Source organism: Acidovorax sp. Root402, assembly GCF_001425125.1.
Taxonomy (GTDB): domain Bacteria; phylum Pseudomonadota; class Gammaproteobacteria; order Burkholderiales; family Burkholderiaceae_C; genus Acidovorax; species Acidovorax delafieldii.
The window spans coordinates 1-15,436 of record NZ_LMDQ01000002.1 but is presented as its reverse complement, the minus strand read 5'-3'; the positions used below and the strand labels follow the sequence as shown (position 1 = coordinate 15,436).

Genomic DNA, 15,436 nt, shown 5'->3' with positions numbered 1-15,436 from the left:
GCGCGCCGCCGATCCTGCTGAACACTTGGCAGAATTTGCCCGCAGGCATACCTTCTGGCACCGGCATCCCGCCGGGTTGCGCCCCCTCCACCACCGCATGTCCTCCACCTCTCAGTACGCGCTCATTCTTGACGACCATCCGTTGGTGGCACACGGCATGGCCGAATTCCTGCGCGCCCGACTGCCGCAGATGGACGTGGTGGTGGCAGCAGGGGCAAACGACCTTCTGCGCTGGGTGGACACGCGGGGCACACCGGCCATCGCGCTCATCGACTTCTGGCTGGCAGAAGGCGCCGCCGTGCGCCTGATCGCCCAGGTGCGCAGCCACTGCCCCGGAATGCCCATCGCGGTGATCAGTGGCGACGATGACCCCGCCGTGATGGACCAGGCCCGGCAGGCAGGCGCGCAGGGCTTCATCCACAAACAAGCGGCGCCTGAAACCTTCGGGCTGGCGGTGGAGGCATTGCTGAGCGGGCTGGTCTGGTTTGAGCCGGGCCATCCGGGCAGCCAGCCGCTGCGCAGCCGCGACCTGCCGGTGACACCGGCCGAGCTGGGGCTGTCTGCGCGGCAGGGCCAGATCCTTGCGCTGGTGCTGCAGGGGCTGCCCAACAAGCGCATTGCATCGCAACTGGATATTGCAGAGAGCACCGTGAAGGAGCATGTGACGGGCATCCTGGAGCGGCTGCGGGTGCGCACACGGGTCGAGGCCATCACCCTGCTGCGCGGGCGGCGGCTGGAGCTGCCCTGATGCGCCTCGTCCGGGTTGTGGTGCTGGTCGTGGCCCTGTGCCTGCAGACGGCATTGCCCGCAAGGGCACAGCTACTGAACGCGGACTTGGCCGAGCTGGACCGGCTGCAAAACCTGTCGCAACGCAACAGCGCCGAAGCCGTGCAGGCGCTGCAGGCCGCCGCGGCACGTTTTGCCAACGCGGCCGATGCCGCGACCCGGCGCACTTACTTGGCGGCGCTGACAGACGCGGCCTTCGAGACCGGGCAGACAACGGTGGTGACCGAGGGCATAGCGCAGCTGAAGGCGCTCGCCGCTGCGCAGAAAGATCCGTCGTCGCAGGTGCTGGCTGTCTGCTTCGAGGCCCGGCAACTGGCCGTGGCGGGGAAAACACGCGCCGGACTGGACGCACTGGCGCGCGAAGCGGCCGCCGCCGAGCGCGCACCCGACCCCTGGGTGCGCTGGCTCTACCACCTGACGCTGGGCGCCCTGCACAGCGGCAACGGCCAGTTCGAAACGGCGATGACCCACCTGCTGCGCAGCCTGGAACTCTCGCGCACGCTGCCACGCCAGGCGGCCACGTCTGAGCTGCGGTCGCGCACCCACCTGGAGCTGCTGCACTTCGACATGAAGAACCCGGACCGGACGCTGCAAACCATCCGCGAGACGCTGCCCCTGGCCGAAAAGCTGGACGCCCGGCAGGCGCTGGGCTGGCTGCACCTGCACCGTGGCAATGTGGAAAACGTGCAGGGCAACCTCGACACCGCCGTGGCCGCCTACCGGCAGTCCTTGCAGATCGCCCGCGCTGGAGGGCTCACCGGGCTCCAGGCCACGGCGCTGAACAACCTGGGCGACGTCCTGCTGCAGCGCAAGGCGTATGCCGCGGCCGAGCCCGTGATGCGCGAGGCCCTGGCCGCGTACCGCAATGCACACGAGCTGAACGGGGCCGCAATGGCGCAAGCCAATCTTGGCTTTGCACTCATGGGCCAGGGCCGCATTGCGGCTGGGGTGCATGAGGTGGAGGCAGGCATCCGGTTTGTGCACGAAGCGGGCTCCCTGCCCATGGAAGAGCAGTTGCTGGGCGAGCTCTCCCGCATGTACGAGCAAGCCGGCCTGTACCGCGAGGCCATGGCCACCACCCGCAAGCAGCAGGCGCTGGCCAAGGAGCTGTTCCATACCGAGCGCGACCAGGCTGTGACGACCTTGCAGGAGCGCTTTGACAGCGCTGAACGGCAGCGCCAGATCGAGCAGCTCGCGCAGGCCAACCGGGTGCAGGATGCCGAGCTGCGCGTGCGCCGCATGCAGCAGATCGGACTGGCGGCTGCGGTGGCACTGGCACTGCTTGCAGCGGGCGCCAGCTTCTGGCTGTACCGCCGCACGCGCACTGCCAACGAGGCCCTGGCCGAAGCCCGGCGCCAGGCGGAAGGCGCCCTGACCGAAAAAAACCTGTTCCTCGCCACCGCCAGCCACGACCTGCGCCAACCCGTGCACGCCATGTCCTTGATGGTGGAGGCGATCAACCTGCGCAATACCGACCCCGTCCTGCGCCCGCTGGTGGCCGACCTGCGCACCAGCATGCAGGCCATGAGCCAGCTGTTCAATGCGCTGCTGGACCTGTCGCGCCTGGAGTCGGGGCAGCCGCTGGGCCACAAAGCCGCCGTGGACCTTGGCGCGCTGCTGGCGGACGTTGTGCGCCTCTTCCGCGAGCAAGCCAGCCTCGGCGGCCTGACCCTGCGGCTGCGGCTGCCGCGCCGTGGCGCCACCGTGTGGGCCGAGCCGGTGCTGCTGCGCCAAGCGCTGGCGAACCTGGTGCAGAACGCCATCCGCTACACACCGCAGGGCAAGGTGCTGGTGAGCGCACGCGCACGCGGCGGTGACTGGCTGGTGGAGGTGCGGGACACGGGCATTGGCATCGCCCCCGCCGATCAGGCCCGGGTGTTCAGCCCCTACTACCGGGGAGCGCGGGCCGACCAGATGGACGAAGCGGGGCACGGCCTGGGCTTGGCTGTGGTGGCGCGGTGCGCCGAGCAGTTGGGGGCGGCGTACGGCGTACGTTCGCTGGCGGGACAGGGGTCGCGCTTCTGGCTGCGGCTGCCAGCCCATGTGGCACCCGATGCAGGCGCGACCACCGCCCCTGCGGCGGCACACCGCCAGTCCCTCGTGGACCGCCCGCTGCAGGGCCAGTGCCTGGTCCTGGACGATGACCCCCAGGTGCTCAAGGCCTGGCGCGCCATGCTCGAAGCCTGGGGCGTGACGGCAGCCTATGCCACCACTGGGGCCGAAGCCCATGGCCGGCTGGACGAAGGCCTGGTGCCAGATGCCATCTTCAGCGACCAGCGACTGCGCTCGGGCGAGAGCGGCTTTGACATCCTGCGCACGCTGCTGGCCCGCTGCCCTGCCGCCCGGGGTGCGATGGTCAGCGGCGAGTTCGACGCCCCCGCCTTGCGGGACGCCGAAGACGAGGGCTACCTGGTGCTGCGCAAGCCCGTGAACCCTGCCGAGCTGCACGCTGTGCTGGCGCAGTGGCTGGCCCCCAGCAACAGGCGGCAGGACCAGAGCGCGGTGCCTTTCCCATAAGCACAGGCAGCTACCTTTCCAATAGCGCGGCAGTACACCTACCGGTGTCTTTCGAAGCCCCAGCCGCCGCAGAAAGTGCGGTTGTTGCCTGCGGCCTGCTCAGGCAAAGGCAGGTATCACGGCACCGGTCGTCTGCCAGCGGTGCACCGCCCGTCTGCCCGCTGCACGCGGCGATCACGCAGCCCCCTACCATCCGCAGCCAACGACCGGCGACACCGACACGCTGGCAAGTCATATGAGGAGGGAGCCACACCATGACCACCACCGGGACCACCCCACCGCCCGGCCAGCCCCGCTGGCTGTACCAGGCGCAGGATGCGCAAGGCCGCCCCACCGAGGGCTTCGTGCATGCCCAGACGGCCGAAGAAGCCATGCAGGCCATTGCGGCGCTGCAGCAGCCCCCGCTGACCCAGGTGCAGCTGCACACCTCGGGGCTGTATGCCCGTGCGATGACCGAGATGGCGGACGACGCACTGGGCACCCTGGACGTGAAGGCACTGCGCCAGCTGGCGCGCGACCAGATCGAAGCTCTGCAGAACCCCGGCCTGTGGACCACGCTGCGCCAGCTGCTGCGCAACAACCGTACCTGGCTGCTGGTGTGCGCGGCCCTGGTGGCGCTGGCCGTGTGGCGCCAGTGGAGCCCATGGGTGCAAGGGATTCTGGTACTGGCCATGCTGGCGCCGCTGGGGGTCTTTGCCTACATGCACCAGTTTCAGCGCACGTACCAGCAGATGCTGCACGCGCATGCCACGGGCGACCTGCCCCGCCTCGACGTGCTGGCCCAGCGGCTGGCCCGCGCGGCCGAACGGCATGCGTTCTTGCGGCAGCCCGCCTGGGACGCCGCGGTGCGCATGGCCTGGTTCGAGGCGCGCGCCGAAGGGGTGGACGCCGCCATCCTGCGCTTGCGCATCCACCCCATGCGCCCGGCGGACGAAGGCGAATTCTTGGCCCGCATCTATACCTTGCCCCTGGCCACGGGCGACCATGCGGGCTTTACCGCCCGCCTGCGCGAGCTGATGGCGCAGCGGCCGGGAGAGCCCACTTTGCAGTTGGACCTGGCCCTGGGTGAGGCCCGCGCGGGCCACACCGACGAAGCGCAGCGCCTCGTGGACACGCTGCAGCCCGCCATGCTGCCACCCCACGGGCAAGCGTTCATCGACTGGGTGCGGGGCATGATTGCGCTGCGCGACCCGGCCCGGGCGGGCGAGGCCGCCAGCCACCTGGGCAAGGCGTGTGAGCAATTTCTGGGGCTGGTGCGCAAGGCCCCGGGCGCCTGGCACTCACTGGCCGTGTGCACCTGCGACTACGCGCTGGCCTTGACCTGGAGCGGGCGCGCCGAAATGGGGCGCACCGTGTTTGCCAGCGTGCAGCCGGTGGCCCGGCACCACGCCGAGCCCGAGCGTCTGGCGCTGCTGGAGCGCGAGTTACGCCTCAGGGGCTGAGCGTTGTGGACCGCACCCGAAAGGCCTCCTGCACACCGCAGGCCGGGCACCGTGGCGCGCAGGCTCAGAGGCTGAGAGTTTTTGAGCCAAGCCCGAAAGGCGCGCCACAACGCCTCGGATCGAGGCGCAAAGCACAGCCATAGCTCGGGCTATGGCGAGCATTTGCAACGAAGAGCCGGGGCGTTTTGGCGTGCAAGGCGGACATGGATCAAAAACTCTCAGCCTCTCAGGCCAGCGCGCGCTGGATGATGATCTTCTGCACGTCGCTCGTGCCTTCGTAGATCTGGCACACGCGCACGTCGCGGTAGATGCGCTCCACCGGGAAGTCGTTCACCACACCGTAGCCGCCCAGCGTCTGGATGGCGGCGCTGCACACGCGTTCGGCCATCTCGCTGGCAAACAGCTTGGCCATGGCGGCTTGCTTCAGGCAGGGCTTTCCGGCATCGCGCAGCGCGGCGGCGTGCCAGATGAGCTGGCGCGCGGCCTCGATCTGCGTGGCGCAGTCGGCCAGGCGGAAACCCACGGCCTGGTGGTTGAAGATGGCGGTGCCGAAGCTTTCGCGCTCTTTGGAATACGCCAGCGCCGCGTCGAACGCGCTGCGCGCCATGCCCACGCTTTGGGCGGCGATGCCGATGCGGCCGCCTTCGAGCGCGCCCAGGGCGATCTTGTAGCCCTCGCCCTCGGCACCGATCAGGTTCTCGGCGGGGACGCGGCAGTTGTCGAAGTTGATCTGCGCCGTGTCGCTGCTGTGCTGGCCCAGCTTGTCTTCCAGCCGCGCCACCACGTAGCCAGGGTTGCTGGTGGGCACGAGGAAGGCGCTCATGCCCTTCTTGCCCGCGCCCTTGTCGGTGACGGCGATGACGATGGCCACATGACCGTTCTTGCCGCTGGTGATGAACTGCTTGACGCCGTTGATCACGTATTCATCGCCTTGCTTCACCGCCGTGGTGCGCAGGGCGGAGGCGTCGGAGCCCACATGCGGCTCGGTCAGGCAGAACGCGCCCAGCATTTCGCCACGCGCCAGGGGCGTGAGCCAGTCACGCTTTTGCTGCGCGTTGCCGTAGCGCATGAGGATGGCGTTGACCGGGCAGTTGGTCACGCTGATGGCGGTGCTGGTGCCGCCATCACCAGCAGCGATCTCTTCGAGCACCAGCGCGAGCGTGAGGTAGTCGAGGTGGGCGCCGCCAAACTCTTCGGGCACGCAGATGCCATACGCGCCCAGCGCGGCCAGGCCCTGGTGGGCCTCCTTGGGGAAGTGGTGTTCCTTGTCCCAGCGTGCGGCATTCGGCCACAGCTCGGTTTGCGCAAAGTCGCGCACCGCGTCACGGATCATTTCCTGGTCTTGGGTCAGCAGCATGGGAGTGTCTCCAGAGTCGTTGTTCAAAAATTCGGGGGCTTAGTGGCTTGCGGACTACCAGTGGGCAGCGCGGCGGCCGTCGTAGTGCAGCAGGCGGCCCTTGTCGGCAGCGGTCACACTGGCCAGCGTGCTGCGCAGGCCGCGCACACTGTCTTCCACCGTCAGCGGCGCACCGCCGCCGCCCATGTCGGTTTGCACCCAGCCGGGATCGATGGTGACCAGCGTCGCGCCGGGGTAGTCGTGCTGCGCGGCGGCCACGGCCATGTTCAGCGCGGCCTTGCTGGTGCGGTACAGCCACGAGCCGCTGTTGGGCACGCTGCCGATCTGCGACATGGAGGACGACAGAAACGCAAACACGCCGCCCGCGTCCGCCACCAGAGGCGCCACCTGCGGAATGGCCTGCATGGCGCCCAGCACGTTCGTGTGCATGACGGCATCAAAGTCTTGCTGCGTGGGTGGGGTGAGCGCGTTGGGGCGGCGGATGACACCGGCCACATACAGCGCCAGGTCCAGCTTTTCGCCGTCAAGCTGCCAGGCCAGGCCGCTCACGCTGGCGGGGTTGGCCACATCCACGGTGAGCACCTCGGCGCCCAGCGCCAGCACGCGCTCGCGGCCGGCGTCGTCGCGCACGGTGGCGATCACGCGGCGCCCGGCATCGGTGTACTGGCGCACCAGCTCCAGGCCGATGCCCCGGGACGCGCCCATCACGAGTATGGAGTTCATTTTCAAGCCCAATATGCCGCAAGCGCTAGTGAATCATTCGCCAACAGCTATCAATTCAGGAGTAAACAAAACAGCGACACCCACTCAGGCAGACAGGTATCCGGCGTACTCGAAATAGCCCGACCACGCGGGGTCGTACGCCACCTTCAGCTCCAGCGATGCCGCCTCGTCGCGCAGCAGCAAGGGCGCCAGCGTCTGCTTGGCCAGCTGTTCGTCGCTCACGTAGTACAGCGCCTGCCGGCGGCCCGCGCGCATCAGCGTCAGCACCAGAATGCCCAGCTGCGGCACCTGGAGCAGCGTGGCGGCTTGCTCGTGCAGGTCTTGCACGGCGGTCAGTGTGTCGCTGTCGGGCACCGCCAGGTCCACGGTGAAGGCATAGGCCAGGTCGGCCCGCATGGCCACAGCGTTGGCACTGGTGTTGACCATGACCACGCCGGTCTCGGGCGCGTCTTCACTGTCGATGTCGTCAGGAGGCAGTTCGTTGCCGTCCTCGTCGATGGGGCAGTCAAACTGCAGTTCCAGCCCGTCCCACTCGGCATCGCCCGTGGGGAAGTGGCCGGTGCGGCCCAGGGTGTCGGTCCAGTAGCGGTCGAACACCGGGGGCAGCTGGCTCAGCGGCACCCAAGGTGTGTGGGTGTCGCCGGGCTCGCCCACAAAGTCCACCGCGCCCACCTTCACGGCAAAGTCGTACTCGCCCAGCACATGGTCGAGCATGATGAATGCCATGTTGCGCGCATGGTCCTGGTAGTCGCTGGGGATCTCGCGGCCAAAGCGGATCTCCAGCGCCGCCTGCCCGCCATCCTGCTCCAGCGCCACCAGCACTTCGGACGTGGCCAGCTCAAAGCCTTCCATGCCGATGGGAAAGTCCGGCTGCGTGGTGCGCTCGCGAAACGCACGCACGCGGTAGTGCGGCAACGCGGGTGCGGCCGCCACCACCTGCGCCAGCAACGGAAACCGTTCGATGCTGCCGTGGGCCGTGACGATGAGGTCCACCACGGCATCGGCATCGTCGCCAGACATCTCCAGCGCCAGGCCTTCCAGGTGCTGATCGATCAGCGCATTGGCCGCCCCCACGCGCTCGCGCAGCGGCTGGGCCTGGAGCGATGCCAGGGCATCCGAAAACGCGCGCCAGAAGGCGCCGATGGCGGGAGAGGGAGTTGTCATCGCGGTCCTTGTACAAAGTCGGGGATCATCCCATCTCCAGCCAGCGGCCTCAGACGAGTTCCAGCGCCACGGCCGTGGCCTCGCCACCGCCGATGCACAGCGTAGCCAGGCCCTTGGTCAGGCCGCGTGCCTTGAGGGCATGGATCAGCGTGACCATGATGCGTGCGCCGCTGGCACCAATGGGGTGGCCCAGTGCGCAGGCGCCGCCGTTCACGTTGACCTTGTCATGGGGCAGGTCCAATTCCTTCATCAACGCCATGGGCACCACGGCGAAGGCTTCGTTGATCTCCCACAGCTGCACGTCGCCCACTTGCCAGCCGGCCTTGGCGAGTGCCTTTTGGGTGGCGCCCAGGGGCGCTGTGGCAAACCACTCGGGCTCCTGCGCATGGGTGGCGTGGCTCACGATGCGGGCGACGGGCTTGCAACCCAGCTTCTTCGCGGTGGACTCGCGCATCATCACCAGCGCCGCAGCGCCGTCGTTGATGCTGGAGCTGGACGCGGCGGTGATGGTGCCGTCCTTCTTGAACGCCGGCTTGAGCGTGGCGATCTTCTCGAGCTTGACCTTGCCCGGGCCTTCGTCCACCGACACCACGGTCTCGCCCGCACGGGTCTTGACGGTGACGGGCACGATCTCGGCCGCGAACGCGCCGGACTCAGTGGCCGCCTTGGCGCGCTGCACGCTGGCCGTGGCAAACGCGTCCTGCTGCTCGCGCGTAAAGCTGTACTTGGCCGCGCAGTCTTCACCAAAGGTGCCCATGCTGCGGCCTGCCTCGTACGCGTCTTCCAGGCCGTCGAGCATCATGTGGTCGAAGATGCGGTCATGGCCCAGGCGGTAGCCGCCGCGGCCCTTTTGCAGCAGGTAGGGGGCGTTGGTCATGCTCTCCATGCCGCCCGCCACCATCACGTCGTGCGTGCCGGCCAGCAGCATGTCGTGCGCCATCATCGCGGCCTTCATGCCGGAGCCGCACATCTTGCTGAGCGTGACAGCACCTGCACCCTTGGGCAGGCCGCCCTTGAACGCGGCCTGGCGCGCAGGCGCCTGGCCCTGGCCGGCCATCAGGCAGTTGCCAAACAGCACTTCGCCCACGGAATCGGGCGAGACACCGGCACGCTCGATGGCGGCCTTGATGGCGGCGCCACCCAGGTCGTGCGCGGCCAGGCTGGAGAAGTCGCCCTGCAACGAGCCCATGGGGGTGCGTGCAGCGCCAACGATGACGATGGGGTCTTGGATGGACATGGTGAAGGTCTCCTGGGTAAGGGGCTGAGGAAAAGTGGGGACGAAAACCGGGGTTTTGGCGGGCGCTCAGCGGGCCGCAGCGCCTTGCGCAAAGCGCCGCTCCGTGTCGTAGGGGAAGACATCAAACATATGACCCGCCTGGATGCGCTCCTTGTGCGACTGCCAGAACGCGGCGTCGAGCAGGTCGGCGTGGTGCTGCATGAACACCTCGCGCACTGCGTCGTTGCCCAGCAAGAAGGGGCCAAAGGTTTCGGGGAACACATCGCGCGGGCCCACTCTGTACCAGACCTCGCCGCTCATCTCTTCTTCCTCGTTGCGCGGCGTGGGCACGCGGCGGAAGTTGCAGTCGGTGAGGTATTCAATCTCGTCGTAGTCGTAGAACACGACCTTGCCGTTGCGCGTGACGCCAAAGTTCTTCCAGAGCATGTCGCCGGGGAAGATGTTGGCGGCCACGAGGTCCTTGATGGCGTTGCCGTATTCGATGACGCTGTGCTCCATCTGCTGGCGCGCGCGCGGGTCGGCCAGGCCGGTGTCGAAGGCCTCCTGCAGGTAGATGTTGAGCGGGATCATGCGCCGCTCGATATAGAGGTGCTTGATGATCACTTCGGTCTGGCCATCGCCATCTCGATCACTGATTTCGAGCTGGCTGGGGGCGAACTTCTCGATCTCGGCAATCAGCGCATCGTCAAAGCGGTCGCGGGGGAAGGCGACTTCGCTGTACTCCAGCGTGTCGGCCATGCGGCCCACGCGGTCGTGCTGCTTGACCAGCAGGTACTTGGCCTTGATCTGCTCGCGCGTGGTTTCCTTCTGGTGTGGGAAGTAGTCCTTGATGAGCTTGAACACGAACGGGAAGCTCGGCAGGTCGAACACCAGCATCACCATGCCCTTGATGCCCGGCGCGATGCGGAACTGGTCGCTGGAATGCTTGAGGTGGTACAGGAAGTCGCGGTAGAACAGTGTCTTGCCTTGCTTGGCCAGGCCCAGGGCGTTGTAGATCTCGGCCCGCGGCTTGCGCGGCATGAGGCTGCGCAAAAACTGCACGTAGGCGCTGGGGATCTCCATGTCCACCATGAAGTAGGCGCGGGCAAAGCTGAACAGCATCTGCATGTCGTCTTCGCCGAACAGCGCGGCGTCGATGGTCAGCTTGCCGCTGTCGTCGTGCAGGATGGGCAGCGCAAACGGCACCTCGTTAAAGCCGTTGATGATCTTGCCCACCACATACGCGCCCTTGTTGCGAAAGAACAGGCTGGTGAGCACCTGGATCTGGAAGTTGGTGCGCAGCCTCACCTTGTCGATCCGGCTGCGCATGGCGCCCACCACACAAGCAGTGTCACGTGGCAGGTCGGCAAATTCGCGCTGCAGCTGGAAGTTCTCGACGATGGCCTGGAAGGTGTCGCCCAGCGTGTCGCGCGTGGGGTAGTAGGCGCGGTAGGTGGGCCGCGCGGCAGGCTCGTCGTTCTCGATGTATTCGGTGCTGACCGCAGGCCGCACAAAGATGAAGTCGTTGTGGAAATGCGTGCGGTGCAGGATCTTGGTGGTGACCGAGTTGAAGAAGGTTTCGGCCAGCTCGGGCTGGTGGTGGTTCACCAGCAGCCCGATGTAGTGCAGCTTGACCTGGTGCCACACATCCATCGGCTGCGCGCCGGCCTCGAACTCTTTTTCAAGGCGGCGCACACATTCCTTCACCCGCAGGTCGTAGAACTCGATGCGTTCGCGCTGTGCCCGCTGCTGGCCGTGCCAGTCAGCGGTTTCAAAACGGTGTTTTGCGCGCGCGGACTCGGTGCGGAACAACCGGTAATGCCGGTTGAAGCCGTCCATCATGGCCTTGGCAATGCCGTAGGCCTGGGGCGCATCAAGGCGTTGCGGGAACATGGTGGCGGGCATCCTTGTCAGCGCAACCGTCGCATGCGTAGGCCGGGCGCCCCGCTTACTGCCGACGGGTAGCAGCCACGCCGGCAATCGCTGCTTTGTACAGCGATTCCAGACCTTCGGTGCTGTCCACGGACATGTGCAGGTTGTTGATCAGCCCATCCTTGAGGCCGTAGCACCAGCCATGCAGCGTAACCTTCTGGCCCCGGCCCCAGGCGTCCAGCATCACGGTGGTCTGTGCAATGTTCACCACCTGCTCGATGGCATTGAGCTCGCACAGCACGTCGTGGCGCCACTCAGGCGCGGTGGCGGCGATCAGGTCGCGGTGGCGGTCACGCACGTCCTGCACATGGCGAATCCAGTTGTCGGCCAAGCCCACGCGCGTACCCTCCAGCGCGGCCAGCACACCGCCGCAACCGTAGTGGCCCACCACCATCAGGTGCTCGATGCGCAGCTGGTCCACCGCGTATTGGATGGTAGACAGGCAGTTGAGATCGGTCGGCACCACCACGTTCGCCACATTGCGGTGCACGAAGACCTCACCAGGCTCCAGCCCGGTGATCTGGTTGGCGGGCACCCGGCTGTCGGAGCAGCCGATCCACATGTACTTGGGCTTCTGCTGCGCCAGCAGACTGGTGAAAAAGCCAGGCCGCTCGCGCTCCATCTGGGCCGCCCAGGCGCGGTTGTGAACAAACAGGTCGTCGATGGAGGAAGGCATGGGGTCCTTGGTGTGTGAGGGTTGGTCGATCAGTTGTCGCAGGTCAGCAGGTCTCGGCAAACAGCTCGCGGCCAATCAGCATGCGGCGGATCTCGCTGGTGCCGGCACCAATTTCGTACAGCTTGGCATCACGCCACAGGCGGCCCAGCGGGTACTCGTTGATGTAGCCATTGCCACCATAGATCTGCACGCCTTCGCCGGCCATCCAGGTGGCCTTTTCGGCGCACCACAGGATCACGCTGGCGCAGTCCTTGCGGACCTGGCGCACGTGGTCGGTGCCCAGCATGTCGAGGTTCTTGGCCACAGTGTAGGCAAACGAGCGACCCGCCTGCAGCACGGTGTACATGTCGGCAACCTTGCCCTGGATGAGCTGAAACTCGCCAATGCTCTGGCCGAACTGCTTGCGGTCGTGAATGTAAGGGATCACGTTGTCCATGACGGACTGCATGATTCCCAGCGGGCCGCCGGTCAGCACCGCGCGTTCGTAGTCCAGGCCACTCATCAACACCTTGGCACCGTTGTTCACGCCGCCGAGCACGTTTTGTGCAGGCACCTCGACGTCCTGGAACACCAGCTCGCCCGTGTGGCTGCCGCGCATGCCCAGCTTGTCGAGCTTTTGCGCAATCGAGAAGCCCTTCATGCCCTTCTCGATCAGGAAAGCCGTGACACCGCGTGCGCCCATTTCAGGCTCGGTCTTGGCATACACCACCAGGGTGTCCGCATCGGGGCCGTTGGTGATCCACATCTTGCTGCCGTTGAGCAGGTAGTAGCCGCCCTTGTCCTCGGCCTTGAGCTTCATGCTGATCACGTCGGAGCCCGCGCCGGGCTCACTCATGGCCAGCGCGCCCACGTGCTCGCCGCTGATGAGCTTGGGCAGGTACTTGGCCTTTTGTGCCTCGTTGCCGTTGCGGTTGATCTGGTTCACACACAGGTTGCTGTGAGCGCCATAGGACAAGCCCACCGACGCACTGGCGCGGGAGATTTCTTCCATCGCCACCATGTGGGCGAGGTAGCCCATGGCGGCGCCGCCATATTGCTCGGGCACCGTGATGCCGAGTACGCCCAGATCACCCATCTTCCGCCACAGGTCCATGGGGAATTGGTCGTTGCGGTCAATCTCGGCCGCGCGGGGAGCGATCTCTGCCTGCGCGAAGTCGCGCACGGCATCGCGCAGGGCATCGATATCTTCGCCCAGCTGGAAGTTGAGGCCGGGAAGGTTGGCGGGAATGCTCATGGGGTTTGTCTCCTCGTAGAAGGTAGGGAAATGGGCAGGGCTCAGCCCTGGATGCTGTCGCGTCCGGTGACCGCCATGAGAGTGCACCCCATGGTGGCGACCAGCTTTTCTTGGTTGCCGTCGATAGCGAAGGCTCGGCCTTCGCAGACGGTGATGGTGCGGCCGGGCTTCAGCACCCGTCCTTCCATGCGGAATCGCTCGCCTTTGGCAGGGGCCAGCAAGTTGATCTTGAATTCGATGGTGAGCACGGCGGCACCGGCCGCCATGAGGGTGAAACCGGCATATCCGCAGGCCGAATCCAGCGCGGTGGACACCATGCCCGCATGGAGAAAACCATGCTGCTGGGTCAGGGCGGCTGCCCAGGGGAGTTCAATGTCTACAGCACCTGGCGCCACCAATCCCAGCGACGCGCCAAGCGTCTGCATGGCCCCTTGCCGCGCAAAGCTGTCGCGCACGCGGTCAGCAAAGTCAATGCAACGCGGCTCAAAGGGGGGCATGCTCACTGCAGTCTCCTGATTTACGTTTACGTAAACGTCAATTATGGATCAATTTTGCTTTTCTACCTTGGCCAGTAGCGTGCGCGCCTCTTCTTCGTGCTCGCGCACCTCTTCCAGGTTGGCCTGCAGATCTGCCATTTGCTCTTCGAGTTGCTTGCGATGGACCACCAGCACGTCCAGGAACTTGCGGAGCTGTACACCGGTATCGCGGGGGCTGTCATAGAGGTCGATGATCTCCTTGGCTTCCGTGAGAGACAGTCCCAGGCGCTTGGCCCGCAATGTCAGGCGCAGCCGCGTGCGGTCGCGTGCGCTGTACACCCGGTTGCGGCCTGCGGCGCCGGTGCGTTCAGGCTGCAGCAAGCCCATGTCTTCATAAAAACGGATCGCCCGGGTGGTGAGATCGAACTCTTTGGCAAGGTCGCTGATGGTGTAGGTATTGGCCATGGTGGGTGCTGCACACAGCAGTATCGGTTTCGCACAGGAGACAGCCGCGTGGCGGCAGCTCCCTACAATGCATCGAGTGCATGACGTTTACGTTAACGTCAATGCTAACCCATCACACCGCCTCCATGAATCCACTTGAACACCAGATCCACTACCCGCTCGGCGACGCGCTGCCCGCCGAGGGCGCCACCTTGGAGGTCGCGCCTGGAGTGCATTGGATCCGTATGGGCCTGCCCTTTGCCCTGGATCACATCAATCTGTGGCTGCTGCGCGATCGCCAGCCGGATGCTGGCGGTGTGCAGGTGGACGGGTGGACCGTGGTGGATTGCTGCATCGACAGCGCTGCGAGCCGCGCGCAGTGGGAGCAGATATTTGCAAACTGCATGGAGGGCTTGCCCATTCTTCGCGTCATCGTGACCCACATGCACCCAGACCATATCGGGCTGGCACATTGGCTGTGCGAGCGCTGGGATGTGCGCTTGTGGATCAGTGCCACGGACTACAACGTAGCGCGTGTCGCCATCTATGACCCGCAGGGGTTTGGCGGGGAAGCAGGGGCCGATTTTTATGCGCTGCACGGTGCACAAGAACCGTCTTTTTTAGACCATGTGCGAGGACGCGCTTCGTATTTTCCGGCCTTGGTCCCTGCTCTCCCACCCCGTTTTCGACGAATCATGGATGGCGACACGCTGAACATCGGGGGCCGCGCCTGGCGTTGCATCAGCGGCTACGGCCACGCGCCCGAGCACATGGCATTGTTTTGCGCTGAGCTGACCACCTTGATCAGCGGAGACATGGTGTTGCCGCGCATCTCGACCAATGTCAGTGTCCACGCCAGCGAGCCAGAAGCCAACCCGCTACAACTGTTCTTGACCTCGCTCTTGCGGTATCTGGATCTACCAAAAGACACCTTGGTGCTCCCATCGCATGGCAAGCCGTTTACAGGCCTGGGTACGCGCGTTGCACAGCTACAAGACCATCACCGCGAGCGGCTCACTGAGATTTTGCAAGCCGCGCACAGCCGCGCACTAAGCGCTGTGGATACTTTGCCAATTCTGTTTCAACGCCAGTTGGACACCCACCAGATGACTTTTGCTATGGGTGAGGCGCTGGCACATCTTCATCATCTATGGATGGATGGCAAGCTGGAGCGCTTTCTCGACCAAGTCGGGGTTCAGAGATTTCGCGCACCGAACGGTGGATAAACGCACTCAATGCGTGGCCAGCCAGCGCTTATTGAGCAGCAATCAAATAGCACACTCAGCCGCACTGATAGATGGTAATCAATGCTGGTAAGGCGTGTGAGCCGATATAGGCGCCTAGGTGGTCTAAATAATTTTGCGCGCCCCCAAAGCAAAAAACCCCAGTCATATCTGACTGGGGTTTTCTGGGCTGTAAGAGCCTGACGATGACCTACTTTCACACGGGAACCCGCACTATCATCGGCG

General features: G+C 65.5%; 13 protein-coding genes. 4 read left to right on the top strand and 9 right to left on the bottom strand.

What is annotated here, in order from left to right:
* Positions 1-97: 97 nt before the first annotated feature.
* From ASC83_RS02840 to ASC83_RS23800, 3 genes are all read left to right on the top strand, one after another.
* A complete protein-coding gene (locus tag ASC83_RS02840) occupies positions 98-748 on the top strand; it encodes a response regulator transcription factor (protein ID WP_056057803.1) in 651 nt (216 codons plus the stop codon).
* Complete coding sequence (locus ASC83_RS02835; protein WP_056057799.1) at positions 748-3,303, top strand: ATP-binding protein; 2,556 nt, start codon at positions 748-750, stop codon at positions 3,301-3,303. The genes ASC83_RS02840 and ASC83_RS02835 overlap by 1 nt, the downstream gene beginning before the upstream one ends.
* 254 nt (positions 3,304-3,557) lie before the next feature.
* Entirely contained in the window at positions 3,558-4,745 is a 1,188-nt protein-coding gene (locus ASC83_RS23800; RefSeq protein WP_056057796.1) for a hypothetical protein, read from the top strand.
* Between the two features lie 226 nt (positions 4,746-4,971).
* Here the strand turns inward: ASC83_RS23800 and ASC83_RS02825 are convergent, their stop codons facing one another.
* The 9 genes from ASC83_RS02825 to ASC83_RS02785 all read right to left on the bottom strand — a co-directional run bounded on the left by ASC83_RS02825 (position 4,972) and on the right by ASC83_RS02785 (position 13,988).
* Positions 4,972-6,102, bottom strand: a complete 1,131-nt coding sequence (locus ASC83_RS02825) for an acyl-CoA dehydrogenase family protein (RefSeq protein WP_056057793.1) — start codon at positions 6,100-6,102, stop codon at positions 4,972-4,974.
* 54 nt (positions 6,103-6,156) lie between these two features.
* Positions 6,157-6,825 (bottom strand): SDR family oxidoreductase, encoded by a 669-nt coding sequence (locus ASC83_RS02820; protein WP_056057790.1) that lies wholly within the window; start codon positions 6,823-6,825, stop codon positions 6,157-6,159.
* An 84-nt stretch (positions 6,826-6,909) separates the two neighbouring features.
* Positions 6,910-7,989: a DUF695 domain-containing protein gene (locus ASC83_RS02815; RefSeq protein WP_056057787.1), complete on the bottom strand. Its 1,080-nt coding sequence runs from the start codon at positions 7,987-7,989 to the stop codon at positions 6,910-6,912.
* Between the two features lie 49 nt (positions 7,990-8,038).
* Positions 8,039-9,226, bottom strand: a complete 1,188-nt coding sequence (locus ASC83_RS02810) for an acetyl-CoA C-acyltransferase (RefSeq protein WP_056057785.1) — start codon at positions 9,224-9,226, stop codon at positions 8,039-8,041.
* A 66-nt stretch (positions 9,227-9,292) separates the two neighbouring features.
* Entirely contained in the window at positions 9,293-11,098 is a 1,806-nt protein-coding gene (gene aceK, locus ASC83_RS02805) for a bifunctional isocitrate dehydrogenase kinase/phosphatase (RefSeq protein ID WP_056058143.1), read from the bottom strand.
* Positions 11,099-11,153: 55 nt separating this feature from the next.
* Positions 11,154-11,813, bottom strand: a complete 660-nt coding sequence (gene can / locus ASC83_RS02800; protein ID WP_056057784.1) for a carbonate dehydratase — start codon at positions 11,811-11,813, stop codon at positions 11,154-11,156.
* 43 nt (positions 11,814-11,856) lie between these two features.
* Positions 11,857-13,047 (bottom strand): isovaleryl-CoA dehydrogenase, encoded by a 1,191-nt coding sequence (locus tag ASC83_RS02795; RefSeq protein WP_056057780.1) that lies wholly within the window; start codon positions 13,045-13,047, stop codon positions 11,857-11,859.
* Between the two features lie 41 nt (positions 13,048-13,088).
* Positions 13,089-13,544 carry a PaaI family thioesterase gene (locus ASC83_RS02790; protein ID WP_156379414.1) on the bottom strand — a complete coding sequence of 152 codons (456 nt, stop codon included), beginning with the start codon at positions 13,542-13,544 and terminating at the stop codon, positions 13,089-13,091.
* A 48-nt stretch (positions 13,545-13,592) separates the two neighbouring features.
* Entirely contained in the window at positions 13,593-13,988 is a 396-nt protein-coding gene (locus tag ASC83_RS02785) for a MerR family DNA-binding transcriptional regulator (protein ID WP_056057775.1), read from the bottom strand.
* Between the two features lie 125 nt (positions 13,989-14,113).
* Between ASC83_RS02785 and ASC83_RS02780 the strand changes: the two genes are divergently transcribed.
* The gene (locus ASC83_RS02780; protein ID WP_056058140.1) at positions 14,114-15,193 is read left to right on the top strand and encodes an MBL fold metallo-hydrolase; all 1,080 of its coding nucleotides are present in this window, start codon (positions 14,114-14,116) and stop codon (positions 15,191-15,193) included.
* Positions 15,194-15,436 lie beyond the last annotated feature (243 nt).

Excerpts from the sequence above, each read along its gene's own strand:
- ASC83_RS02840 (WP_056057803.1), top strand. The coding sequence starts at position 98 with ATGTCCTCCACCTCTCAGTACGCGCTCATTCTTGACGACCATCCGTTG.
- ASC83_RS02835 (WP_056057799.1), top strand. The coding sequence starts at position 748 with ATGCGCCTCGTCCGGGTTGTGGTGCTGGTCGTGGCCCTGTGCCTGCAG.
- ASC83_RS23800 (WP_056057796.1), top strand. The coding sequence starts at position 3,558 with ATGACCACCACCGGGACCACCCCACCGCCCGGCCAGCCCCGCTGGCTG.
- ASC83_RS02825 (WP_056057793.1), bottom strand. The coding sequence starts at position 6,102 with ATGCTGCTGACCCAAGACCAGGAAATGATCCGTGACGCGGTGCGCGAC.
- ASC83_RS02820 (WP_056057790.1), bottom strand. The coding sequence starts at position 6,825 with ATGAACTCCATACTCGTGATGGGCGCGTCCCGGGGCATCGGCCTGGAG.
- ASC83_RS02815 (WP_056057787.1), bottom strand. The coding sequence starts at position 7,989 with ATGACAACTCCCTCTCCCGCCATCGGCGCCTTCTGGCGCGCGTTTTCG.
- ASC83_RS02810 (WP_056057785.1), bottom strand. The coding sequence starts at position 9,226 with ATGTCCATCCAAGACCCCATCGTCATCGTTGGCGCTGCACGCACCCCC.
- aceK (WP_056058143.1), bottom strand. The coding sequence starts at position 11,098 with ATGTTCCCGCAACGCCTTGATGCGCCCCAGGCCTACGGCATTGCCAAG.
- can (WP_056057784.1), bottom strand. The coding sequence starts at position 11,813 with ATGCCTTCCTCCATCGACGACCTGTTTGTTCACAACCGCGCCTGGGCG.
- ASC83_RS02795 (WP_056057780.1), bottom strand. The coding sequence starts at position 13,047 with ATGAGCATTCCCGCCAACCTTCCCGGCCTCAACTTCCAGCTGGGCGAA.
- ASC83_RS02790 (WP_156379414.1), bottom strand. The coding sequence starts at position 13,544 with ATGCCCCCCTTTGAGCCGCGTTGCATTGACTTTGCTGACCGCGTGCGC.
- ASC83_RS02785 (WP_056057775.1), bottom strand. The coding sequence starts at position 13,988 with ATGGCCAATACCTACACCATCAGCGACCTTGCCAAAGAGTTCGATCTC.
- ASC83_RS02780 (WP_056058140.1), top strand. The coding sequence starts at position 14,114 with ATGAATCCACTTGAACACCAGATCCACTACCCGCTCGGCGACGCGCTG.